Raw genomic sequence first — 23,660 nt, forward strand, 5'->3', positions numbered from 1 at the left:
TTTTATTGAATCTGAAAGTAAAACTCTAAATAGTTCGGCTTGCAGGAAGGCGGCGACACAGCGCATCCCCAGGAGCTTACTGAAGTAAGTGACTGGGGTAAGCAAGGAAGCCAACGCATCTGCAAGTCGAAATATGACGAGTTTTAGACGTCTGGATGTTTACACATCCATAATGTAAAGGTACTGTATATTCCTCAAGCGCAATTTGTTCATGGCGAAGTGAAGGACTTTCATGATCGAAATTAAACATCTGAAAACACTCCAGGCATTGCGGAATAGTGGATCGCTGGCTGCTGCTGCTGCGGTGCTGCACCAGACCCAATCCGCTCTGTCTCATCAGTTCAGCGATCTGGAACAACGCCTTGGCTTCCGCCTGTTCGTGCGTAAAAGCCAGCCGCTGCGCTTTACGCCGCAGGGGGAAGTTCTGCTGCAACTGGCAAACCAGGTGCTGCCGCAAATCAGCCGTGCGCTGCAGGCGTGCAACGAACCGCAGCAAACTCGTCTGCGCATCGCTATTGAATGTCATAGCTGTATTCAGTGGCTGACCCCGGCGCTGGAAAACTTCCGTGCAAGCTGGCCGCAGGTAGAAATGGATTTCACATCCGGCGTCACTTTTGATCCGCAACCGGCCTTGCAACAAGGCGAGCTGGATTTGGTGATGACGTCGGATATTTTGCCGCGCAGCGGGCTGCATTATTCGCCGATGTTTGATTTTGAAGTCCGACTGGTGCTGGCGCCCGACCATCCGCTGGCCAGCAAAACGCAGATTACGCCGGAAGATTTAGCCAGCGAAACGCTGTTGATTTACCCGGTGCAGCGCAGCCGACTGGATGTCTGGCGACATTTCCTGCAACCGGCGGGTATCAGTCCGCTGCTGAAAAGCGTGGATAATACGCTACTGCTGATTCAGATGGTGGCGGCCAGAATGGGTATTGCCGCCCTGCCGCACTGGGTGGTGGAAAGCGTTGAGCGCCAGGGTCTGGTGGTGACCAAAACCCTGGGTGATGGTCTGTGGAGCCGCCTGTATGCCGCCGTGCGCGACGGCGACCAGCGTCAGGCGGTGACCGAGGCGTTTATTCGCTCGACGCGGGATCACGCCTGCGATCATCTGCCGTTTGTGCGGAGCGCGGAGCGACCCATTTTCGATGCACCCACAGCGAAGCCAGGATCACAGCCGCGCCTGTAATAAAGCTTGGCCAGTGGGGCTGCTGATGCCAGATGGCAAGATTAACCAGCAGTCCTGCGGGAACATGCATATTATTCATGATACCCAGCGTCCCGGCGTCTACCTGGGTAGCGCCATAGTTCCACATAAAGTAGCCAATGCCGGACGCCACCACGCCGAGAAACACCAGAATGCTCCATTGCAGCGTGGTTTCCGGCAGCTTTTGCGCGTTCCCCAACAGCGACCACGCCACCGCCGCCACCAAAAACGCTCCCAGATAGAACCACGCAAAGGCGTTGTGCTGCGGCATGGGACGGATCTCCATCAGACGTTTATACCCCACCATTCCGATAGCGAAACTGATATTAGAAAGCTGCACCAGGAGCAAACCGACCCAAAAATGGTCGGTCACGCGATCGTAGCGAATAATCCCGGCGCCAATCACCGCCAGCAACGCGCTAAATGCATAGCCCCAGCGCAAACGACGCTGACTCATCACATCGTAAATCAGCGTGATATAGAGCGGCGTCAGAACGGTAAACAGCAGCAGTTCGGATACGGTCAGGTAGAGGTAAGCATGGAAGCTCAACATATACATGATGCCAAGCTGCATCGCCCCCACCAGCATATACAGGCTGATGGTTTTTAGGTTGTGCCCGCGAGAACGCAAAAACGGCAGAAAAACGAGCGCCGCCAGCCCAACGCGTATCAGCACCGCGAAATAGCTATCGACATGCCCGGCAAGATACTCGCCAAATAGACTAAAGGAGAAAGCCCACAGGATAGTGGTAATGATGAGTAGCGCCACAATGGATGTCTCTTAAAACAGGGAACACCCATTGTAGCGGAGAGTGAAGTTGACAACTGGTCAACTAACAAACAATCACATCAGCGTAAGAAAAGATCGCGCAGGTAATGCGGCACGGCGTTATCCGCGTTGATGCCGATCACCTCAAGTTCGGGATACAGGTCTTTCAGACGCTGGTGCGCATTGCCCATGATGCAGCCTTTGCCCGCCATCGTGAGCATTTCAGCGTCGTTCATTCCGTCGCCAAAGGCGATACACTCTTTCAGGCTGTACCCCATCGCCTGAGCGACCGCTTCCAGCGCATGACCTTTCGACACTCCGCCCGCCATCACTTCCAGACAGGTTAGCGTAGAGAAGCTCACGTTTACCCGATCGCCCCAGCGCGCGTTAATCGCCTGCTCCAGCGGCAACAACTTTTCATGAGTGTCGCTGGTGAAAAACACTTTGCTGACGCCCTCCGGCTCCAGCAGCGCAGGCTCAAACAACGAGTAGTTAAATACCGCCTCTTTGAAAAAACGCATTTCATCGGGGCGATGACGATTCATAAACCATTCGTCGTCGCGATAAACGTTAGTCACGATGTCCTGGTTCGCATTCACCACGCCGAACAGGTCGCTGGCAATGTCGCTGTCCAGATTATGCGTAAAAACCAAATTCCCGTCGGTATCGTGCACTCGCGCGCCGTTGGAGGTGATCATGTAAGACTTGATTTCAAGATTATCGCGGATTTGCCCTACATCGACATGATGACGACCAGTGGCAAAGACAAAATGGATGCCGCGTGCGGTCAACAGCTTCAGAGTCTCTTTGGCATAAGGGGACAACGTATGGTCGGGGGAGAGCAGCGTGCCATCTAAATCAGACGCAACAACCTGATACATAATAAAATTTAACCTCTAAGCAAAGCGATTTCCGCTGGATAAATTAGGCTTGTTGAAAAATTCAACAATGGCGTTAAGCGCGACTGAGCGCATGGCGTCCTTTTCAAAAAGGATCTCATGGTACGCGCCTTTGATAACCAGCGGTTTTCCCCCTTCACAAGGGTATCCCGCCGCGGCGCGAATTTCACAAAAACGATCGTGGGTGCGGTTATCCACTACCCGCTCTTCTTCCGCCTGAATCAGTAGCGTAGGCGTCGTGTCATCGCTCGCCCCAGCCAGTACCTGCTCACCCGCCAGAATGCCTTCGCGTACCCAATGCCAGGTGGGGCCGCCAACGCGCAGCTGCGGCTCGTCGGCATAAAATCGTAAGTTGCGCTGATAACGCTGGCGGCTGTGGGTCAGCGCATTCATCCCAAACGGCAACGCCCGCCACTGACCGGTACCAATAGCGTAATCTTCACGGATACGCTGGTGCCCCTCGGCCCAGTCGAGAATATGGCGCACCATAAAGGAAGGCAAGCGTATCACAATACCAAACATCGGCGCGGTGAGCGCAATAGCGTCGCACCGCACACGATGGCGTTGCAGGAACAGGGTGGCTATCGCGCCCCCCATTGAGTGCGCCAGGATATAACGCTTACGCCACGGCCCCGGCTCAATTTCCTGCTGCCAGAACGCCGCTAAGTCCTCAACATAATCGTTAAAATGATCAACATGACCCCGATGCGGGTCCGATAACATCCGCCCGGAGCGCCCTTGACCACGGTGGTCGATGATGAAGATATCAAAACCGAGATGAAAAAGGTCATACGCCAGTTCAGCGTATTTTACATAACTCTCAATGCGGCCAGGACAAATGACGATCGTCCGATCGTTGGAATCATTTCGAAAACGGACAAAGCGCACCGGAATGTTACCCACGCCGATAAACTCCGCCTCTTCCCGCTGACGCCAGAAATCGGTCAGCGGCCCCATAGCAAAAGCGGCAAACGCATTTTCTCTTGTTTCCCAGTCATTTTGCTGCTGAAACATCGGGTTTTCGGCCTCGTTTACCAGGTAAAATCGTTTTTTGCGTCGTGCCTGACACAACACAGCGGCAGTAGCGTATTGTGGCACAAAAACAGACAACCAGGGAGTTTCGCATGACCTTTGAATGGTGGTTCGCCTATCTACTGACCTCAACTCTGCTGAGTCTTTCTCCGGGTTCAGGCGCCATCAATACCATGACGACGTCTATCAACCATGGATATCGTGGCGCAGCGGCTTCTATCGCCGGACTCCAGACCGGACTGGGGATACATATCGTACTGGTGGGCGTCGGACTGGGTACGCTCTTTTCGCGCTCGCTCCTCGCTTTTGAAATCCTGAAATGGGCTGGCGCGGCTTATCTTATCTGGCTGGGTATCCAGCAATGGCGCGCCGCAGGCGCTATCGATCTGCATACTCTTGCCCAGACGCAATCGCGGGGTCGGCTGTTCAAACGCGCGGTCTTTGTCAATCTAACCAATCCCAAAAGCATTGTCTTTCTTGCCGCACTGTTTCCGCAATTCATCATGCCGCAGCAACCGCAACTGGCGCAGTACCTCATTCTCGGCGTCACTACGATTGTGGTGGATATGATTGTGATGACCGGTTACGCCACGCTGGCGCAGCGCATTGCCGCCTGGATTAAAGGACCAAAGCAGATGAAGGCGCTGAATAAAGCGTTTGGTTCGTTGTTTATGCTGGTAGGCGCGCTCCTGGCGTCGGCAAGACACGCGTGATAGTCGTGCCGGATGATGTTTATCCGGCCCGGAGGTAAATTAGCGCGAAATAATCAGGTGAATACCAAAGCCCGCAAACAGAGCGCCGGCAAAACCATCAATCCATTTCGCCAGACGCTGATAGCCGCGGCGCATTTTCGGCAGCGCGAACAGGCTGGCGACTACGGTAAACCAGGCCAACGTTTCCAGGGTAATTAACGCGAAAATACCCCAGCGCGCCGCAGCGCCGACGTTATCGCCGACAAACAGTGAAAAAACGGAACCAAAATAGATAATCGCTTTCGGATTCGACAGATTGGTCAGCAGCCCTTTGAGAAAGCTGCGCCCGCTCTGCGCCAGTTCAATGTGCGGAGAAGACGCCGCCGCATCCTGTTTTTTCAGCGCGCCGCGCAGCATCTGATAGCCCATCCAGCACAGGTACAGGCCGCCGCCTACCATAATGATCGTATGCAGCCAGGCCATTTTTTCGATGATGAGATGCAGGCCAAGCAGCGCCACGCCCGCCCATACCATCACGCCGCAGGTGATGCCCAGTACGCCCATCATCGCTTCTTTACGCGAACGGCTGACAGCAGTTTGAGACACGAAGAAAAAGTCGGGGCCGGGGCTCATTAGCGCAACGATGTGCACCATTGCCACGGTGAAAAATAGCATCATCATAAAAATGGCTCGCGGGGAAATAGTTCAGTGAGTCACCATCCTGGCACTTTTTTGCCGGGCTGACTACTCTTCGTCATCACCATCGACATGCGCGCGGATGAGCGCCATGAATTCTTTCCCGAAGCGCTCCAGTTTGCGCATCCCAACCCCGTTAACGCTTAACATCTCGCTGGCGGAAACCGGCATCTGTTCCGCCATTTCTATCAGCGTGGCGTCGTTAAAGACCACATACGGCGGGATATTCTCTTCATCAGCGATAGCTTTACGCAGCTTGCGCAACTTAGCGAACAATTTGCGATCGTAATTACCGCCGAACGATTTCTGCATCACGCGGGGTTTGAGGGCGACGATGCGCGGCACCGCAAGCTTTAGCGGAACGTCTCCACGGAGTACCGGACGCGCGGCATCCGTCAGCTGTAATGCGGAGTGCTGCGCAATATTTTGCATTACCAGCCCCAGATGAATGAGCTGGCGAATCACGCTCACCCAGTGCTCATGGCTCTTTTCGCGTCCCATGCCATAAACCTTGAGTTTGTCATGACCGAAATCGCGGATGCGTTGGTTATTCGCGCCGCGGATCACCTCGACAACGTAGCCCATGCCAAAACGCTGGTTAACCCGACCAATGGTAGAAAGCGCAATCTGGGCATCGTTTAAGCCATCATATTGTTTGGGCGGATCGAGACAGATATCGCAGTTGCCGCACGGTTCTTGTCGGCCTTCGCCAAAGTAATTAAGCAATACCAGGCGGCGGCAGGTTTGCGCTTCGGCAAAAGCGCCCATCGCATTCAGTTTATGCCGTTCAATATCCTGAAGCTGTCCGGCTGGTTTCTCTTCCAGACAACGGCGTAGCCAGGCCATGTCAGCCGGATCGTAAAATAGCATGGCTTCCGCAGGCAGTCCGTCGCGCCCGGCGCGGCCCGTTTCCTGATAGTAGGATTCAATATTGCGCGGGATATCGAAATGCACGACGAAACGTACGTTAGGTTTGTTTATGCCCATTCCAAAAGCGACGGTCGCCACCACGATTTGCAGATCGTCGCGCTGAAATTTTTCCTGCACATCGGCGCGAATAGCGTTTTCCAGCCCCGCATGATAGGCCGCCGCGCTAATGCCGCGACTCTGCAAGCGCGCAGCGGTATCTTCCACTTTCGCCCGACTGTTGCAGTAGATAATACCCGATTTGCCGCGTTGCTCCTGAACATAGCGCATTAGCTGGTCGAGCGGCTTAAACTTCTCCATCAGCATGTAGCGGATATTCGGTCGGTCAAAGCTACTGATCTGGATTAACGGATCGTTAAGCCCAAGCAGACGAATAATATCCTGGCGCGTGGTGTCGTCGGCGGTGGCGGTCAATGCCATAAACGGCAAAGCGGGAAAACGCTGGCGAAGCTGACCGAGAGCCGCATATTCCGGACGGAAATCATGACCCCACTGCGAGATACAGTGCGCTTCATCCACCGCCAGCAATACCGGATTCCAGTGCGCCAGATGATCAAGAAAGTTGTCCAGCATCAGGCGTTCCGGCGCAATATACAGCAGACGAATCTGTCCGGTACGGCACCCCGCCATCACCTCAAGCTGCTGCTCGCGGCTTTGAGTGGAGTTCAGGCACGCCGCCGCCACACCGTTCGCCAGTAGCTGATCGACCTGGTCTTTCATCAACGAGATCAGGGGCGAAACGACGACGGTCAATCCGTCCAGCAACAACGCGGGGATTTGATAGCACAGAGATTTGCCGCCGCCGGTGGGCATGACGACCAGACAGTCGCGACCGGAGAGCGCAGTATCAATAATCGCTTCCTGACCCGGGCGAAACTGTTGGTAGCCAAAGGTTTCCTGCAAAACCTGTTTGGCCCCTGATTCCAGATTCAACACTTCCGCCTGCGCCACATTAACCCCGTTCACCATAAATCAAAACAGGCGCTATTTTCAGCGCCTGCGAGAGAAACTGCAATGTTTAAAACACAATCCAATCAGAAGATATCGTTAAGCATCACGCCGACGCCGACACGTGTCTGATTAAAATTATAGTCGATCAGCGATTCGCCATAGCCGCTGTACACCTGGGTATAAAGCCGGACATGTTTAGTGACCGGATAGCTTAATCCAACTTCCGCGCCGCCGTAGCCTGTATTCCAGTTGTACTGGCCTTTGGCGCTTAATACCGCCTCGCCCAGGTGATAACCGATTTTAAGCTGGTAATAACCCATATATTTGGTGATGTCCGGATTATCATCGGTACTGCCAATCACGTACCACGGTTTGACCTCTACCAGCCAGTTACCGTTTTCGGCCATCAGACGGGTATACAGACGGTTCCAGCTACGCGAGGTGGGGTCCGAACGTCCGTTAGAGTCATGGTTGTAGCCCATCTCTACGTCGCGCAGCGTCCAGCCGGCAAAGCGATAATCGGTAGCAAAACCAAGAAAAAGCTGCGGTTCGTAGTTGGTTTCGCGAAACGGCGAAGACTCTTTACTGTTGGAAAGCTGCCACCAGGATTTCTGCGTATAGGAAGCGCCCAGTACCGAGTTCGGCCCCAGTATTCCGCGCCACAGCGGAAACGCCAGGCTCAACTGAAATTTCACTTCATCTTTACGTGCGTTTTCAGACCAGTTGTAGGTACTTATGGCCTCTTTGTTCAGATCGCTGGTGTTCGTGTAGATCAAGTAGTTCGTGTCATAAGGGTAAAGCGTAAAAGGGTTATCATGCTCCTGTAGCATGTTAGCGATGATACTTCCCCGTACTGCAGGCGCATCATGAACCTCTTTTATCGTAGCTTCTTGTGCATATGCCGCTAATGGCAGTAGCGTGGCTGGCAACAACCCTCTCAAAATCGCCCGCATTCTTGACGTTCTCCTGACGAAGTATTTTCAGCTTGAATCATTCTCTGCCAACCATTTTTACATATTTACACACATAGCCGTTAGTTATCCCTTCTTAAAGTAGAAAACAACAATTAAGAAGCATAATATCAACATTTCATTAACCAATGGAGTGTCAGGAATCTATGTCCGCTGTACTTACCGCTGAACAAGCTCTGAAATTAGTGGGTGAAATGTTTGTCTACTACATGCCGTTTAATCGGGCGTTAGGGCTGGAGCTGGAACGCTATGAAAAAGCGTTCGCCCAACTGGCCTTCAACAACCAGCCGATGATGGTCGGCAACTGGGCGCAAAGCATTTTACACGGCGGCGTGATCGCCTCTGCGCTGGATGTCGCCGCCGGACTGGTATGCGTCGGCAGCACGCTAACTCGCCACGAAACCATCAGCGAAGATGAACTACGCCAGCGCCTGTCGCGGATGGGAACGATTGACCTGCGCGTCGATTACCTGCGTCCGGGCAGAGGCAACCGCTTTACGGCCACCAGTAGCCTGCTGCGCGCAGGGAATAAAGTGGCCGTCGCCCGCGTGGAATTACACAATGAAGATCAGCTGTACATCGCCAGCGCCACCGCTACTTATATGGTGGGATAAAAGCAGGTAAACTGTTGTTACACTTCAGATACGAGTTTTCCGGATGGACGCAAAACAAACACGGCAGGGCGTATTACTCGCTCTTGCCGCCTATTTTATTTGGGGGATCGCCCCCGCGTATTTCAAGCTGATCTATTACGTTCCCGCAGATGAGATCCTGACGCACCGCGTGATTTGGTCATTTTTCTTTATGGTGGCGCTGCTTAGCGTCAGCCGGCAGTGGCGACAGGTTAAGCGCTTACTGAAAACGCCAAAGAAGATTTTCCTGCTGGCCCTGTCCGCCGTACTGGTCGGCGGTAACTGGCTATTATTCATTTGGGCGGTAAATAATCACCATATGCTGGAGGCCAGCCTGGGTTATTTCATTAATCCACTGGTTAACATCTTGCTGGGGATGATTTTTCTTGGCGAACGCTTCCGTCGAATGCAGTGGCTGGCGGTGATTCTGGCGGTGTGCGGCGTGCTGGTGCAACTCTGGACCTTTGGTTCACTGCCGATTATCGCGCTGGGGCTGGCGTTTAGTTTTGCGTTTTACGGCCTGGTGCGTAAGAAGATCGCCGTTGAAGCGCAGACGGGTATGCTGGTCGAAACGCTATGGCTGTTGCCGGTCGCCGCGATTTATCTGTTTGGCATCGCCGATAGCCCTACCAGCCATATGGGGCAAAACGCACTATCGTTGAACTTGCTGTTAATGGCGGCGGGTGTGGTCACTACGATTCCGCTGCTGTGCTTCACCGGAGCGGCTACGCGTCTGCGTCTTTCTACACTGGGCTTTTTCCAGTATATCGGCCCAACGCTGATGTTTTTACTGGCGGTGACGTTTTATGGCGAAGTGCCGGGCGCGGATAAGATGGTGACATTTGCGTTTATCTGGGTCGCGCTGGCGATTTTCGTGATGGATGCGATTTATACGCAGCGTAAAAAATAACGCGACTATTATTCTAAATATAATCTGAAAAAATATGCCTCCCCTTGTAAGGGGGGTAGCATATTGTCATGCTAACGACGTAACCCAACATATGGATGTGAAATTAATGTTAAGTGTTTTTATTCCTTCATCTGAGAGATGTGTTTCCAGATGTCGTTATTTATTATCATTCGTACTAATAAATATAATATTTTCCATTTTGGTTGGGGTTTTATTATATTTAAGCTTTGTGATACTGGCAATTTTATTCACAATTTTACTACATTATCTCGTCATTAATTTAAACTGTCAGCGATTCAGAGACAGTGGCTTTGAATATATAAAATTCTATGTATGGGGTACGCTTGTAATCTATATTGCCTCCTTCGTGATAATGGTTGCTGAAGATTTCGCTTGCGATGGCTTTGGTATGCCTCTTTTTCTAATCTGGTATTTTGCAACATTTTCTCTGCTACTTCTGGCCCCCCCGGATTCGAATTCACTCAACAAGTAATTTAATGGAGTTTACATGGACAAGGATTATATTAATGATGGTTCGCTATCTGAAAAATGGAAATACCGTTTTTCATTTTACGATCAACATGGTTTCCCTGGATTTTGGAAAGTAAGCCCAGAATATAAACAGGCATTTAAAGCATTAAAGCCCCGACAACGGTTGACTATTCAAATAAACTTTATTGCCTTTTTCTTCTCATGGATTTATTTGTTTGTATTGGGTCTGTGGAAAAAAGCAATTATAGTTATTTTATTAGGGATCGTTGCAATATTTATTGGAGCATTAATCGGCGTTAACATACTTGGACTTGTTGTCGCAGCTTATGTCGGCGTCAATACAAATAAGTGGTTCTATGAGAAAGAGGTTAAAGGTATCAATACCTGGAGCCTGTAACTTTTCAGGGTGGTTCAGCCGCAGCTGAATCACCCTGGCCTTAATGTCTTACAGCCAGTTCTTGCGCTTAAAGTACAGATACGGCGCAAGCCCCGCCAGAATCATAAAGATAATCGCGCCTGGATAACCAAAGCTCCACTTCAGTTCCGGCATAAACTCGAAGTTCATCCCATAGCTGGAAGCGACCAGCGTCGGCGGCAGGAACACCACGGAAACCACCGAGAAGATTTTGATAATGCGGTTCTGCTCAATGTTGATGAAACCCATCGCCGCCTGCATCAGGAAGTTCACCTTCTGGAACAGCGATTCATTGTGCGGCAGCAGAGATTCGATATCGCGCAGGATCTCACGCGCCTGCTCCAGCTGTCCGCCCGGTAAGCGCGCCTTGCGCACCAGGAAGTTCAGCGCGCGTTGGGTATCCATCAGACACAGGCGTACCTTCCAGCCGATATCTTCCAGTTCCGCCAGCGTGGAGAGCGCTTCGTCGTATTCATCGCCCTGATGCCCTTCCATAATGACGCGGCTCAGTTTTTCCAGATCGCTGTAGATGTTTTCGATTTCATCCGCCAACTGTTCAATTTTGGTTTCGAACAGATCGAGCAGTAGTTCATAAGCATTACCGTCGACCATCGCCTGGCTGCGGGCGCGCATACGATACAAACGGAAGGCGGGCAGTTCGCGTTCACGCAGCGTAAACAGACGGCCATCGCGAATAGTGAATGCCACCGTAGAGTTACCGGCATGATCTTCCGCATCTTCGAAGAAGAAGAAGGAGTGGATATGCAGTCCGTCTTCGTCTTCAAAGAAGCGCGCGGATGCTTCGATATCTTCCAGTTCAGGACGCGTCGCCAGACTCTGGCCCAGCTCAGATTGTACGCGCAATCGCTCGTCGTCGTCCGGTTCGACCAAATCGACCCATACGGCATCAATCAGGCTTTGTGACTCCTCGACTTCCAGCCGGGTCAGTCGGTTTTTTTCCAGTTGAAATGCGCTCAGCATGACCGGGACTCCCAATGCGTAAAAATATCGGACAGTTCAGATGGGCACACAGAAACAAATTGGGTTTCAGACCATTAAACAGCCTGACTCAACGCGACGGGAAAAAATGAAAGGTCGCTGACAACCGCTAAGGCTATCAGCAAAAAGGGATAGCCTTAGGAGTTGATCCTGGATGACAGGATAATGAGCCAGTATCTACTGGGTGTGTCCAAGGCGAATGTCCTCTTAGCGTAATCGTGGGCGCATGTTACGCCAGCAAAAATTTGCCGTCAACACGCAACGAAACGCGAAAAAGCAATAATTTCCCCTTATGCAGAAAGGTTAGCAGAGTGAGAGTATTTATCTATGATTTCAGAATATTAACATCAATATATCGCCGGATGGCGGCTTCGCCTTATCCGGCCTACAAATCAAAATGTTAGCCAGCGCGTAGGCCGGATAAGAGGTGCCACCCGGCACTATGAGAGTCGGTCAAACCGTTTCCAGCTTCGCATACGCGGCAACCAGCCATTTGATCCCTTGCCCCTGAAAAGCCACCTGCAACCGGCTATGCTCGCCGCTGCCCTCCAGGTTGACAATAGTTCCCTCGCCGAACTTCGCATGGCGCACGCGTTGGCCGAGTTTGTAGCCTGTGTCGTTTTCCGCCAGCGGCGTTCCCATTCGTTGATGGCTCACCGGACGACTGACGGTGGCGCGCAGACGGACCTCTTCCACGCACTCCTCCGGCAGTTCGCCGATAAAACGCGACGGGCGATGGTAGACCTCTTTACCGTACAGACGACGCGTTTCGGCATAGGTTAGCGTCAGTTTCTGCATGGCACGGGTAACGCCGACGTAGGCCAGACGACGCTCCTCTTCCAAACGCCCGCCCTCATCCAGCGACATCTGGCTGGGGAACATGCCCTCTTCCATGCCGACAATAAACACCTGCGGAAACTCCAGGCCTTTGGCCGAGTGCAGCGTCATCAGCTGTACCGCATCCTGCCAGGTATCCGCCTGCCCCTCGCCCGCTTCCAGCGCCGCGTGAGAGAGGAAGGCCTGCAACGGCATCAAATCTTCATCTTCGTCGTTGTAGCTGAACTGCCGCGTCGCCGTCACCAGTTCCTCTAAGTTTTCGATGCGCGTCTGGCCTTTCTCGCCTTTTTCTTGCTCATACATGGTGCGCAGGCCGGAATCTTTGATCACCCGGTCAGTCTGCACATGCAGCGGCATGTCGGCGGTTTCCTGCGCCAGAGCGTCAATCAGTTCCATAAAGCGTTGTAGCGCGCTGGCCGCACGCCCGGCCAGGGCTTTTTCCTGTAACAATTCACGGCACGCCTGCCACAATGTTAGCTGGCGATCGCGCGAGGTCTGGCGCACCACGTCCAGCGTGCGGTCGCCGATACCGCGCGTTGGGGTATTCACCACGCGTTCAAAGGCGGCATCATCGTTGCGATTGGCAATCAAACGCAGATAAGAGAGCGCATCTTTGATCTCCTGGCGTTCGAAGAAGCGCATCCCGCCGTAAATGCGGTACGGCATACTGGCCTGTAATAACGCTTCTTCCAGCACGCGCGACTGGGCGTTGCTGCGATAAAGGATGGCGCATTGCGCAAGCGCGCCGCCGTTGTCCTGCCAGGTTTTGATACGATTAACCACAAAGCGCGCTTCATCCAGTTCGTTGAAAGCGCAGTACAGCGATATCGGTTCGCCATCAACGCCGTCAGTCCACAGCTTTTTACCCAAACGCCCGTTGTTGTTTTCAATCAGGGCGTTCGCCGCGCTAAGGATGTTGCTGGTCGAGCGGTAATTCTGCTCCAGACGAATGGTCTGCGCGCCGGGGAAATCATTGAGGAAGCGCTGGATGTTCTCTACCTGGGCCCCGCGCCAGCCGTAAATCGACTGGTCATCGTCGCCGACAATCATCACTTTACCGGTATCGCCCGCCAGCAGACGAACCCAGGCGTACTGAATGTTGTTGGTATCCTGGAATTCGTCCACCAGGATGTTAGTAAACCGCTCGCGATAGTGTTGCAGGATGTGCGGCTTGTTCAGCCATAGTTCATGAGCGCGCAGCAGTAGCTCGGCAAAATCCACCAGACCAGCGCGATCGCACGCTTCCTGATAGGCCTGATACACCTTCTGCCAGGTCTGCTCCACCGGATTGCCATAGCTTTGGATATGGTGCGGGCGTAGCCCTTCGTCTTTCTGGCTATTGATGTACCACATCGCCTGACGCGGCGGCCACTGCTTCTCATCAAGATTCATCGCCTTAATCAGGCGTTTAAGCAAACGCATCTGATCTTCGCTGTCGAGAATCTGGAAATCCTGCGGCAAATTAGCGTCCATATGATGCGCGCGCAGCAGGCGGTGCGCCAGACCGTGGAACGTCCCTACCCACATTCCGCCCTGGCTGGTCCCCATCAACTGGCCAATACGATGGCGCATTTCCGCCGCCGCTTTATTGGTAAAGGTCACCGCCATGATGGAGTATGGCGAATTGTTTTCTACGCTCAGTAACCAGGCGATACGGTGCACCAGCACGCGGGTTTTCCCGCTTCCCGCGCCCGCCAGCACCAGCATGTTGCTACGTGGCGCGGCCACCGCTTCGCGCTGTTTATCATTAAGGCTGTCGAGCAGGTAAGAAACGTCCATTGGCACCGCCGCGTAAAAACATGAAAACTAAAAACGCCCGGTGGCGCTTCGCTTACCGGGGCTACTTATCGTAGGGCGGATAAGCATAGCGCCATCCGCCAGAATAACTGGGAATTTATACAGAACTACTGGTGATTATATCAGCGAGGTGAGAGATGCCAACCGCGAAATTTCGATATGCGGCAGTAAACGGCTGTCCTGCGTCCGCATCAGGTCGGCATTTTCAGGTTTAATCCAGCAGGCCTGCATCCCACAGCGAATAGCGCCAGCCACATCGGTAGTCAGATCGTCGCCGACATGCAGGATCTCGCCGATCGGCACATGCAGTTTTTCCGCCGCCAGGAAATACATGTCGCTAAACGGCTTGGAACGTCCATCCGGGCCAGCGCGCAGTACAAACTTAAAGTAATCGCCGAGGCCAAACAGTTCTGGCTGGGCATTGCCGTTAGTGATCGCCACCAGCGGCCATTTTTTCGCAAGCTGCTGTAACGTCTCATGGGTAGCCTGCGGAACCTCAATCTGGCTGCGCCATTTGGCAAAATGCATCATCGCCGCATTCGCGCCGGCAATGGCCTCCTGCGCCGATAATCCCGCATCCCGCATGGCCTGCTCTATCGCGCGATGGCGCCAGCGGGTAACGTCATGATAGATTTCCGGCTCCGCTTCACGCACCGCCTGCCGTATCCGCTGTAAATCGACGTTTTGAAACGAACGTAGCGACGGGTGATAATTTTGCATAAAAGCGAGCGCTTCCTGCTCAGTACGCAAAATCACCGGACGGTTATCATAAAGGGTATCATCCAGGTCAAAGGTGAGCGCGGCAATACGCCCCAAAGGCCGGTAAAAACGCATTATTTCCCCCGTTTAGCGCGCGGATGCGCCGCGTCGTACACTGAAGCAAGGTGTTGAAAATCAAGATGAGTATAAATTTGGGTGGTGGAAAGGTTGGCATGACCCAGCAGCTCTTGCACGCCGCGCAGATCGCCGCTCGATTCCAGCATATGGGTCGCGAACGAATGGCGCAGCTTATGTGGATGCACGTGGCTGTTTAGCCCCTGCTTTATGCCCCATTCGGCGAACCGTTTTTGGACATTGCGCGCGGAGATACGCTTGCCGAGCTTCGACAGGAATAACGCATCTTCGTCGCTGGCGAACAGGCCGCGCAGATCCAGCCAGTGCTCAATCCACGTCACCGCGTTACGGCCAATCGGCAGGCGTCGCTCTTTGCTGCCTTTACCCATTACCCACACTTCGCCGGTATCAAGATCGAGGTGCTTTATATCCAGGCCAACCAGTTCGGATAAACGCAGTCCCGCGCCGTACATGACCTCCAGCATCGCCCGGTCACGTACGGCGAGCGGATCGTTAAGATCGATGTCCAGCAGGCGGTTAACGTCGTCGACATCAATATTTTTCGGCAGATGACGCGGCGCTTTCGGTGCGGAGACGCCCTTCGCCGGGTTAGCTTTCAATTCGCCCTGACTGACTAACCAGTCAAAAAAGCTTCGCAATGCCGAGAGACGTAGCGCCAGACTGGCAGGGCCAAGCCCTTTGCGCCGACTGCGCACCGCAAAACTGCGCACAATCGCAGCGTCACATTGTTGCCAGCTTTTCAGCCCGGTTTCTCCGGCTAAAGCGATAATGGCATCAAGCTGACGCTGGTAGTTCAGCAGGGTAATAGGGCTAAGCTGGCGCTCCACGCCTAAATAGCGCAGGAACCGCGAGACGTCCTGAGAAAGCGCGACATCCGTCATACGCGTTTAATCCAGCGTTCCAGCAGTTCCGGCAGCATCAGCGCGATCTCCTGTAAAAGCTGCGTCCCCTGTCCCGGCTGATAGTGGTGCGGGTCACGGCTGCTGAAGAGAATCACCCCGAGGTCGCCATCGCTGCCCATCATCGACATGGCTACCGAGCCTACAGCCTTCGCCTCCGGCAAGACCACCAGCAGTTCCGGGCCGTTTAGCGGGCCAAGATAATGCTGCGACTGTCCCAGTCGTTGAATACGCAGCGGCTCGAAGGCCTGACGGTTTAAAGCCAGATGCGTATAGCGCGATGGCGCGCCAAGACGCCACCGATCCGGGAACAAACGCAGCGTCGCGCCGGCAAGCCCCAAATCACGCGCCCAGCGGTGAAACCGCACCAGCATCTCATCCAGACTATCCGCGGCGACCAGACGGCTTTGCAGATTCAGCAAGCGATAAAACAGGCTTTCATTGGCATGAGCCTGTTCCATCAGCAGCGTCATATTTTCTTCAAGCACATTGATGTGATTACGCGCGCGGGCCATATGCCACTCAACGAGCGAAACCGTTCCCCGCACGGGATGTGGAACACGCATCGCTTCCACGGCATGGGCGTTACGGATAAAAAACTCAGGGTGATGGCGCAGGTAATCGACGACCGCTCGATCGTCCAGTTCCGTGAGCGTTTCCTGTAGTTCTTCCTCTGGTTGCTTCATAAATGGATAAATCCGTCGTAGATATGTGCCGCCGGACCAGTCATGTATAACGTATGACCCGGACCTTTCCAGGCGATATCCAGCCGACCGCCCGGTAATTCCACGCGTACTTCTTCAGCCAGCAGCCCCTGCTGAATCCCCACGGCAACGGCAGCGCACGCGCCGCTGCCGCACGCGCGGGTCTCCCCTGCGCCGCGTTCATAGACTCGCAGCCGGATATGCTCACGTCTTACAACCTGCATAAAACCAATGTTGGCGCGTTCCGGAAAACGCTCATGGCTTTCCAGAACCGGCCCCAGTGTTTCAACGGCCGCCGTGTCGACGTTATCAACCTGAATGACACAGTGCGGATTACCCATTGAAACCACGCCGCACAATATGGTCTGTTCCGCCGCTCGCATAATATACGTCTTTTCCGCTTTGTTGGCGCGAAAAGGCACCTGCGCGGGTTCAAAGTTTGGCTCGCCCATATTGACGCGTACCAGTTCATCTTCCGTGACGCTCAGTACCATCCGGCCATTCGCGGTACTGACCCGAATGTCGCGTTTATTGGTTAGCCCTTTCAGGCGAACAAATCGCGCGAAACAGCGCGCGCCATTGCCGCACTGCGAGACTTCACTGCCGTCGGCGTTGAAGATGCGGTAATGAAAGTCCAACTCAGGATCATAGGGCGGCTCAACCACCAGCAGCTGATCGAACCCTACGCCCAGGTGTCTGTCGGATAGCCGACGAATCAGTTCCGGCGAAAAAAAGACATTCTGCGTTACCGCGTCGACGACCATAAAATCGTTGCCAAGGCCATGCATTTTAGAGAATTGCATCATTCACTCCGTTCACGCGGGGACAGAAAACTATCCTCAGTAATTGACCTGGGACGGGCCATCTCCCGTTGCGCGATCGTTCTTATCGGGCATCGTGGACTGCGTTTGCGAATCGACTTTTTTCGTCGGCGGCGGCGCATTTTTATCGGCTGGCGGGAAATAAAGCGGCCCTTTCAAACCGCAGCCCGTCAGGCTGAACAGAGTCAGAAGTACAGCGAGTGTCTTAAACACGTTTTTCATTATGGATTGCCTGTAAGTTCATGCTTTCTATTTTCTATCATCGCAGGAGAAGGCGTAAAAGCAAGCGTTTAGGGGCTCTTTATAAAATCTGAAAAGCGGCGCGTTGCCATGATTATTGCGCATTTACATCAGGAAACATGCTTTGCTAATCACTTCAGGTTTACGTACCACGCCCGGATGACCTTATGCAATATCGTAATTTGTTTTGCCTTTTCTCGCTTTCACTTCTGCTACCTCCCGCCTGGGGATGCCGGCTGAGTGAACCTCCGCACAATGTTTATCAACGGCAAGGCAGCGGCGTGGTTTATCTCCAGCCAGAAGAGGAGAACAATCTTTTGTTGCCGGAGGTGAATTTCAAACGCCTGCGTCGGTTACCCAATTCATTGATTAACCCGGCAACTCAGGGCTGGAACTGGATAGCACAGCCCCCTTCCTGAACCGGGAAATTAACGCCGGAAAAGAGCACGGCTACTTTATGCATAATAGCCAGCAGGCTCAGGATATTCAGGTCCTTAGCATCAATGGGCCGCTAAAAGTCACCGAACGTTTTGCGTATGATAACCGCTACGTTTATACGTGGATTGGCAGCCAGCTTTACCGAACAGCATCCCCCTGTCCGGATAAGACGCTCAATTTGAATCAGAGTATGTACTCCGACAATAAAGACATCATCATCATAACGCAGGCTCAGGAATGCCAAAAATGACGCCGCTAAACCGTTTTGCGCGTTTGAATAAACATCTGAAAAACGCCCTTCGGGGCGTGGGGATCGGTTCATGCATTTACGTCATTATTGAAAGCATTATGCACGGCACGATAAACGGTGTTGAAGCTGCCGGAGTCCTGACGATAAGCGCGGTACTCGGTCTGCTTAGCGCTCTTTTGGATATCAAAGCAAAGCCGCGCGCCCCCTTAATCCTGTTGCATTTTCTCCTCTGCGGCGGCTGCGTCGCACTGATGGTGGCAATGCTGTCGGCTCTGAACCATTTCCCGGTTAACGCGTCCGTCATACTTATCACCGGTGCGCTATTTATCGTCATTTACCTACCGCTGAGTTTTATCCTTTACCGCTCACAACGGTAATTCGTATCGGTTCCAGAAGCTGACGCTTCCCCTTATACTGGCGATATCACTCAATAGCGGGATAAAACAATGAACGACAGTGAATTTCATCGCCTGGCTGACGCCCTGTGGCTCACCATTGAAGAACGCCTCGATAACTGGGACGGCGACAGCGATATCGACTGCGAAATCAACGGCGGCGTGCTGACACTCAGCTTTGAGAACGGCAGTAAGATCATTATTAACCGTCAGGAGCCGTTGCACCAGGTGTGGCTGGCGACCAAACAGGGCGGCTATCATTTCGATCTGAAAGGCGACGAGTGGGTTTGCGATCGCAGCGGCGAAACCTTCTGGGATCTGCTGGAGCAGGCGGCAACGCAGCAGGCGGGTGAAAAGGTGAGTTTTCGCTAAGTTTTAATTCCGCAGGAGAGCCAGAAGAATAGCGCTTTCCTGCGTATATTTAACGAGATATGCGGTCGTATTACCAACCCCGAAATGTGAAATACAGCCAGGTTGCCAGAAACAGCGCGGGCCATACACTCAACCAACCAACCCAAAAACCGTAGCGTTGCCAAAAGGTTAGGTTAAATAGTGGCTTCTGCTCGGTAAAAAGTTGACGTAACGCTGGTGACCAACGTTTTTCCTTGATTTCATTGCTGCAATGATTGCATATCGCTAAACCAAACTTATCTCTTTTTCTCGCTTGAGACAGACCACATGTACGGGTCCTTTTTTGGCGAATAATCAACCATACATCCTGATTATTACAATAAGGGCATGTTTCATGTGTGGGTAGGGTTGCCAGAGGCAGCACATCAATATGGTGAGTAATAACAAAAAACATATATCTCTACCCTATTGTTCCAGGTTTCTGGCAACAGCCATTTTAAAAATATCCTGTAACTCATCTGAATCATAATCGAGATCGTTTAGAGAGATATTCATCACGCGATTACTTCCATGCTTATTTAATAATGACAGAAAATTATTACGCATTTTCTCATTAGTAATTCGCTGACAATAAAGCTCAACATCTTTGACAAAAACGGCCAGCACAGGCGTATTATCGCTAACACGCTCACCAACATAGTCGATTTCATGCCAGTAAACTATTGGTAGCCTGGTTGTGTGTAATGTTACTCCCTCCTGGTTCAACGTTAGCTGTGGCTTTCCTGAAAAGGCGGAGTACCAGTAAGCACTTGCGCCTGCTATCATGAGGAGTATTAAAAAAACACACACCATCTTTAGCATAATACTATAATTTAGAAAGAGGCTCATCATAAGAGCTATAGCTACCACTGAATAAAACAGAGCTAATTTTATTTGTCGTTTCTTATTCACGTAAATAAGAATAGGGTTGTTTATTGACATATAATATCCTTTTATAAAAACATCCATAAGAAACCATTAAAGAGCTTTTGTTTCTAATATGGTTTTTCAAAACATATTTACGAAAACAATGAAAGACGCGATAGCGTTTTGAACGGTCTGGATATTACTACATAAATTGTATAAGAAAAAATATTGTCTAAACCTTGTTCCGCTCAATGAGCATTCTTCGAATGTGGGCTGGATAAGGCGTGTTAGCGCCGCCATCCGGCACAGTATCGTTCTAAAGCCATAATCATATTGATAAGAATAATGGCCGCACATGTGAGCATTAACGCGGTAAAGAACAAAAAGGCGATACCGTACAATTCCCATCCCAAGTCATAGAGAAAATGGTAATTGTCGCAGGAGATGATCACATCCTCCAGACCGGGACATACTTTTCCCCATCGCCCCCAGTAAGACGCATCCCAGAGTTGAAAACTGGCCATGCTGGCGCATAGCGAGAGCAGGCACCCAGCGGATATAAAACAGAATAACTTATTTATAAGAATGAAGCCGAGGCTGACCATCGCCATGACTATCCCTAACAAAATGAACGCATCTGCCACCTCAAACCTCCTCCTGTAAACCAAATGCGGAGGTCACGGTAACGAAGTTGGGTGAAGTTAATGTGAAGCGGTGAACGCCGGCCGGGCAGCTTTGCCCGGCGCAGCACTTACGAAAAATACTGCTGCAATAGCGGTGCGTCATGATCCTGGTTTGCTGGCGGCACGGTGTTGATAGGCTGCGTACGGAATGGGATCACCTGCGCGCGGCCATCGGTTTTCACTATCTGGTAGAACTGCGGCAGGTTAAAGTTGATAAAACTGGAGCCATACGTGAAGCGATCGTGCGATGACGAATAGAAGCGACTGACGTCGCGCACCAGTTCTTCCTTGCTACCCTCGCAGTGGTGATACACTTCCGCCCGGTTACTTTCATCCAGAATATAAATATTAAAGCCTTTCTCATCGCCCGTTTCTTCAAAGAAGAACTGAATGATCCCTTCGCTGGCGAAGCCATCCACCACTGACGGCAATTTCACCTGGTTGGTTTCCACCTGTACCGACAGCCCGTGCAGCTTGTTATGCGAAATCGCGCCGTAGAATTCGATAGCGTTCTCCAGCTTCTGCACCGAGACATTCAAGCGTTCGAAGAATAGTCCCCACGTCTGCCCGGAAACCCGCAGCGCCTTGAAGCGACCGGTCTCCTGACGGGTGCTGGAAAGACGTAGCTCGATACATTCGGAGACCAGTTGCTGCACGCGGGTGCGAATCAGACCGCGAAGATGCTGACTGTAGCAGAACACCTCCACGCTATCCGGCGGCGCGGCATCCTGGTGCATTTTCCCCAGAATCGTTTTCAGCGCTTCGATCATCGCCTGCTCGCCGTTAAAGTGCAGAGTACGCACTTCGTTCCACGAGTTGCGATATAACAAGTCGATACTGCCTATCAGACAGTTTTGCTCTTCGCCAAAGCTGAAAACGTCCAGCTTACGGAAGTCAAAATGGACCACTTTATTGCGAAACGCCGCCGTCGGGTCATATTCGAGGTTAACGATAATCGCCAGATGGCGAATTTCACAGGGGCTGTAGAGCGCTTTCGGCGTCGGAGCAGGCAAGCGCAGCGGGAAATGGTGCGAAACATCGGCGACCATCTCCTGCAACTTAGGCAGGTCGACAATACCGTTGCCCTTAATAAACAGATGCGTTCGCGACGTCAGCAGGCCGTTGAACCACGCCCACGCGACCAGCTTATTAAGATAACGGTTATATTCCAGCGGCTGATGGCTGATGATGGAATCCATGTTCGGCGCGCGGTTGTAGAGATACCAGCCTGAACGGTTGGCGCGTCCCGGCGGCACATGGATAAAGGTTAAATTCGGCTCGGACAGATCCGGCGATATCTGCGGGTTCACCAGCGTGACTTTACCCGGCAACGCTTCAAAAGCGGCGTACAGCTTACGCGTCAGTACGCCGATATCCTGCGGGCTGGCACTCACGCTGAGGTTGTTGCGCCGCGCAAAGCGAATCAGATTACGATAGCTCTGCATCATGGCGTCGAGCAATTCGTTGTGGGCTTCGCGCACCTGATCGATTTTCCAGTTTGCGCGATTATCGAGCATGGTCAGACGCGCGTCGTCCCATCCCCACTCGCTGACTAACTGGCTTAATACTTCCCGACGCCAGCCTACGCAGGCACGCTCGCGACTTAATTTCTCGCACACTTTCAGGTAAAAGCAGCGGCGGACTAAATCCAGCCGCGTCGGATCTTCAATCGCCGTCAGGTATTCAGTGACCCGTTCCAGCATCATGCAATAGGGATCGAGTCCAAACGATACGATTTCACCGTCATGCAGACGTTGTTTAATATCTTTCGCCAGCAGACGTGGGTTGGGATATTCCCATGAGTAGGCTTCCAGCAGCAGCGTTTTCAGCACCGCTTTGTACGGCGAGTCAATGCTCTTGTATAGCTGCCACAGGCTGGCGCCAAAGTACTCTTCGGCGGAGAGCGAGCTTAAGCCCCCCAGATCCAGCCATTCGTTTGGCGTTAATACGCCCTGCGCGTAGAGCGTCATGACATAGTCGTCGTAATGCTCTTCTTCGTCGCACGGCACCATACTCCACAGGATACGCTTCCCGGCCAGGCGCACAGCGGTACGATAAAACTCATCAAGCAACAGGATATGCTGCGTAGAACCACAGTCTTCCCCGCCCAGACTGCCGCTTTCGTTATGGCGGAAACGGTTCTCGTCGATCAGGAAGAAGCTCACCTCAACGCCAAGCGAGGCGGCCCAGCTTTCCAGCAGGCTACACTTACGTTGCAGCAACTGACGCTCTTCGCCGTCGAGCCAGGACTGATGGCACACCCAGATATCCAGGTCGGACGAGCAGCTCTGCCCGACCGAAGAGGTGCTGCCCATGGTGTAAACGCCAGTAATCGGCAGCTCGCCCTTCGGCGGGTCCTGCGGCGTCATACCGCGGTACAGCTCAAGTTCGTTCAGATAGTGGCGTTGGGTTTCATCAGGCGTGTAGAAGCAAATACCGCTGGGAACGTTACCATCAAGGTAACCCGGCATCAGTGGATGGTGATAGTGCAATAATGTCGGCAGAAGACTGTAAACCTGCTGAAAAGCGGGTCCCATGGCAGCAAGCGCGCGATCCACACGCAGTTGATTTATGGCATCCAGTCTCTGTTTCAGAGTCTCAATATAGAGGTACAAGACGTATCGCCTGATGTTGCTACCCGTCATGGTGCAGGTCAGTACTTGACCGTCGCCATTCGGGATAAACCGTATGTCAAAAATAACCGTTACCCTTTCTCGCCTGCATATTTTTATCTAATACCGACGAAAAAATGGTCTAAAACGTGATCAATTTAACACCTTGCTCATTGACCGTAAAGAAAGATGCGCTACATACAAGTGTAGCACCGTTCGCTGCGTGTAAATTCTTAAATACGGGCTGGCGGTTTCTCGTCATTATTCACTGTCATTGACGACA

Annotated in this window: 27 protein-coding genes and 1 pseudogene; 10 read left to right on the top strand and 18 right to left on the bottom strand. The window is 52.5% G+C overall.

Annotated elements, in window-relative coordinates; all coding sequences use genetic code 11:
* The first annotated feature begins 232 nt into the window (after nt 1-232).
* Nucleotides 233-1,186 carry an HTH-type transcriptional regulator MetR gene (metR, locus tag ABVN44_RS21610; RefSeq protein ID WP_000569786.1) on the top strand — a complete coding sequence of 318 codons (954 nt, stop codon included), beginning with the start codon at nt 233-235 and terminating at the stop codon, nt 1,184-1,186.
* Here the strand turns inward: metR and ABVN44_RS21615 are convergent.
* The 3 genes from ABVN44_RS21615 to pldB form a co-directional block, all read right to left on the bottom strand.
* The gene (locus ABVN44_RS21615) at nt 1,074-1,973 is read right to left on the bottom strand and encodes a carboxylate/amino acid/amine transporter (RefSeq protein WP_023232419.1); all 900 of its coding nucleotides are present in this window, start codon (nt 1,971-1,973) and stop codon (nt 1,074-1,076) included. The genes metR and ABVN44_RS21615 overlap by 113 nt on opposite strands.
* A gap of 80 nt (nt 1,974-2,053) precedes the next feature.
* Nucleotides 2,054-2,854, bottom strand: coding sequence for a sugar/pyridoxal phosphate phosphatase YigL (yigL, locus tag ABVN44_RS21620; protein WP_023232420.1), 801 nt, complete (start codon nt 2,852-2,854; stop codon nt 2,054-2,056).
* 15 nt (nt 2,855-2,869) lie between these two features.
* A complete protein-coding gene (gene pldB / locus ABVN44_RS21625) occupies nt 2,870-3,886 on the bottom strand; it encodes a lysophospholipase L2 (RefSeq protein WP_000487685.1) in 1,017 nt (338 codons plus the stop codon).
* Between the two features lie 110 nt (nt 3,887-3,996).
* Here pldB and rhtB point away from each other — a divergent pair, with 110 nt between their 5' ends.
* Complete coding sequence (gene rhtB, locus ABVN44_RS21630) at nt 3,997-4,617, top strand: homoserine/homoserine lactone efflux protein (RefSeq protein WP_000142524.1); 621 nt, start codon at nt 3,997-3,999, stop codon at nt 4,615-4,617.
* Nucleotides 4,618-4,656: 39 nt separating this feature from the next.
* Here the strand turns inward: rhtB and rhtC are convergent, their stop codons facing one another.
* The 3 genes from rhtC to pldA form a co-directional block, all read right to left on the bottom strand.
* Nucleotides 4,657-5,277 (bottom strand): threonine export protein RhtC, encoded by a 621-nt coding sequence (gene rhtC / locus ABVN44_RS21635; RefSeq protein ID WP_000980080.1) that lies wholly within the window; start codon nt 5,275-5,277, stop codon nt 4,657-4,659.
* 63 nt (nt 5,278-5,340) lie between these two features.
* Nucleotides 5,341-7,170 carry an ATP-dependent DNA helicase RecQ gene (gene recQ / locus ABVN44_RS21640; RefSeq protein WP_001533487.1) on the bottom strand — a complete coding sequence of 610 codons (1,830 nt, stop codon included), beginning with the start codon at nt 7,168-7,170 and terminating at the stop codon, nt 5,341-5,343.
* Between the two features lie 83 nt (nt 7,171-7,253).
* Entirely contained in the window at nt 7,254-8,123 is an 870-nt protein-coding gene (pldA, locus tag ABVN44_RS21645; RefSeq protein WP_001201692.1) for a phospholipase A, read from the bottom strand.
* 164 nt (nt 8,124-8,287) lie between these two features.
* Here pldA and yigI point away from each other — a divergent pair, with 164 nt between their 5' ends.
* From yigI to ABVN44_RS21665, 4 genes are read left to right on the top strand one after another with little or no spacing between them, the layout of a single operon-like run.
* Nucleotides 8,288-8,755 (top strand): acyl-CoA thioesterase YigI, encoded by a 468-nt coding sequence (yigI, locus tag ABVN44_RS21650; RefSeq protein ID WP_023232421.1) that lies wholly within the window; start codon nt 8,288-8,290, stop codon nt 8,753-8,755.
* 43 nt (nt 8,756-8,798) lie between these two features.
* Entirely contained in the window at nt 8,799-9,683 is an 885-nt protein-coding gene (rarD, locus tag ABVN44_RS21655) for an EamA family transporter RarD (protein WP_000339080.1), read from the top strand.
* Between the two features lie 34 nt (nt 9,684-9,717).
* Complete coding sequence (locus ABVN44_RS21660; protein WP_023138668.1) at nt 9,718-10,176, top strand: hypothetical protein; 459 nt, start codon at nt 9,718-9,720, stop codon at nt 10,174-10,176.
* Nucleotides 10,177-10,191: 15 nt separating this feature from the next.
* Nucleotides 10,192-10,572 (top strand): DUF2628 domain-containing protein, encoded by a 381-nt coding sequence (locus ABVN44_RS21665; protein ID WP_000356594.1) that lies wholly within the window; start codon nt 10,192-10,194, stop codon nt 10,570-10,572.
* Nucleotides 10,573-10,620: 48 nt separating this feature from the next.
* Here the strand turns inward: ABVN44_RS21665 and corA are convergent, their stop codons facing one another.
* From corA to ABVN44_RS21705, 8 genes are all read right to left on the bottom strand, one after another.
* Complete coding sequence (corA, locus tag ABVN44_RS21670; RefSeq protein WP_000947139.1) at nt 10,621-11,571, bottom strand: magnesium/cobalt transporter CorA; 951 nt, start codon at nt 11,569-11,571, stop codon at nt 10,621-10,623.
* A 155-nt stretch (nt 11,572-11,726) separates the two neighbouring features.
* Nucleotides 11,727-11,783, bottom strand: a complete 57-nt coding sequence (ysgD, locus tag ABVN44_RS21675; protein WP_212723238.1) for a YsgD/CorL family protein — start codon at nt 11,781-11,783, stop codon at nt 11,727-11,729.
* 259 nt (nt 11,784-12,042) lie between these two features.
* Entirely contained in the window at nt 12,043-14,205 is a 2,163-nt protein-coding gene (gene uvrD / locus ABVN44_RS21680) for a DNA helicase II (protein ID WP_000383436.1), read from the bottom strand.
* Nucleotides 14,206-14,340: 135 nt separating this feature from the next.
* Nucleotides 14,341-15,057 carry a 5-amino-6-(5-phospho-D-ribitylamino)uracil phosphatase YigB gene (gene yigB, locus ABVN44_RS21685; protein ID WP_001213560.1) on the bottom strand — a complete coding sequence of 239 codons (717 nt, stop codon included), beginning with the start codon at nt 15,055-15,057 and terminating at the stop codon, nt 14,341-14,343.
* Complete coding sequence (gene xerC, locus ABVN44_RS21690; protein ID WP_023232422.1) at nt 15,057-15,959, bottom strand: tyrosine recombinase XerC; 903 nt, start codon at nt 15,957-15,959, stop codon at nt 15,057-15,059. The genes yigB and xerC overlap by 1 nt, the downstream gene beginning before the upstream one ends.
* Nucleotides 15,956-16,663, bottom strand: coding sequence for a DUF484 domain-containing protein (locus ABVN44_RS21695; RefSeq protein ID WP_000812768.1), 708 nt, complete (start codon nt 16,661-16,663; stop codon nt 15,956-15,958). The genes xerC and ABVN44_RS21695 overlap by 4 nt, the downstream gene beginning before the upstream one ends.
* Entirely contained in the window at nt 16,660-17,484 is an 825-nt protein-coding gene (gene dapF / locus ABVN44_RS21700) for a diaminopimelate epimerase (protein ID WP_198870413.1), read from the bottom strand. Before dapF ends, ABVN44_RS21695 begins: the two co-directional genes overlap by 4 nt.
* Nucleotides 17,485-17,520: 36 nt before the next feature.
* Nucleotides 17,521-17,724 (bottom strand): lipoprotein, encoded by a 204-nt coding sequence (locus tag ABVN44_RS21705; protein ID WP_000799903.1) that lies wholly within the window; start codon nt 17,722-17,724, stop codon nt 17,521-17,523.
* Nucleotides 17,725-17,909: 185 nt separating this feature from the next.
* On the opposite strand from ABVN44_RS21705, the gene ABVN44_RS21710 reads away from it, so the two are divergent.
* The 4 genes and pseudogenes from ABVN44_RS21710 to cyaY all read left to right on the top strand — a co-directional run bounded on the left by ABVN44_RS21710 (nt 17,910) and on the right by cyaY (nt 19,197).
* Nucleotides 17,910-18,161, top strand: coding sequence for a hypothetical protein (locus tag ABVN44_RS21710; protein WP_023888879.1), 252 nt, complete (start codon nt 17,910-17,912; stop codon nt 18,159-18,161).
* Nucleotides 18,131-18,430, top strand: a pseudogene (locus tag ABVN44_RS21715) (hypothetical protein); the annotation flags it as partial. The gene ABVN44_RS21710 and the pseudogene ABVN44_RS21715, both read left to right, overlap by 31 nt.
* Nucleotides 18,418-18,807, top strand: coding sequence for a DUF3021 family protein (locus ABVN44_RS21720; RefSeq protein ID WP_001125561.1), 390 nt, complete (start codon nt 18,418-18,420; stop codon nt 18,805-18,807). The pseudogene ABVN44_RS21715 and the gene ABVN44_RS21720, both read left to right, overlap by 13 nt.
* Before the next feature lie 69 nt (nt 18,808-18,876).
* Nucleotides 18,877-19,197, top strand: a complete 321-nt coding sequence (cyaY, locus tag ABVN44_RS21725; protein ID WP_000999925.1) for an iron donor protein CyaY — start codon at nt 18,877-18,879, stop codon at nt 19,195-19,197.
* Nucleotides 19,198-19,267: 70 nt separating this feature from the next.
* On the opposite strand, the gene ABVN44_RS21730 is transcribed toward cyaY, so the two are convergent.
* From ABVN44_RS21730 to cyaA, 4 genes are all read right to left on the bottom strand, one after another.
* Complete coding sequence (locus ABVN44_RS21730) at nt 19,268-19,630, bottom strand: hypothetical protein (RefSeq protein ID WP_010989084.1); 363 nt, start codon at nt 19,628-19,630, stop codon at nt 19,268-19,270.
* Between the two features lie 11 nt (nt 19,631-19,641).
* Nucleotides 19,642-20,184 carry an STM3941 family protein gene (locus tag ABVN44_RS21735; RefSeq protein WP_001747560.1) on the bottom strand — a complete coding sequence of 181 codons (543 nt, stop codon included), beginning with the start codon at nt 20,182-20,184 and terminating at the stop codon, nt 19,642-19,644.
* A 185-nt stretch (nt 20,185-20,369) separates the two neighbouring features.
* Nucleotides 20,370-20,726, bottom strand: coding sequence for a hypothetical protein (locus ABVN44_RS21740; RefSeq protein ID WP_000752580.1), 357 nt, complete (start codon nt 20,724-20,726; stop codon nt 20,370-20,372).
* A gap of 107 nt (nt 20,727-20,833) precedes the next feature.
* Nucleotides 20,834-23,380 (bottom strand): class I adenylate cyclase, encoded by a 2,547-nt coding sequence (gene cyaA / locus ABVN44_RS21745; RefSeq protein WP_000281718.1) that lies wholly within the window; start codon nt 23,378-23,380, stop codon nt 20,834-20,836.
* Nucleotides 23,381-23,660: the final 280 nt, after the last annotated feature.

The organism is Salmonella sp. SJTUF15570 (assembly GCF_043357055.1).
Lineage (GTDB): Bacteria > Pseudomonadota > Gammaproteobacteria > Enterobacterales > Enterobacteriaceae > Salmonella > Salmonella enterica.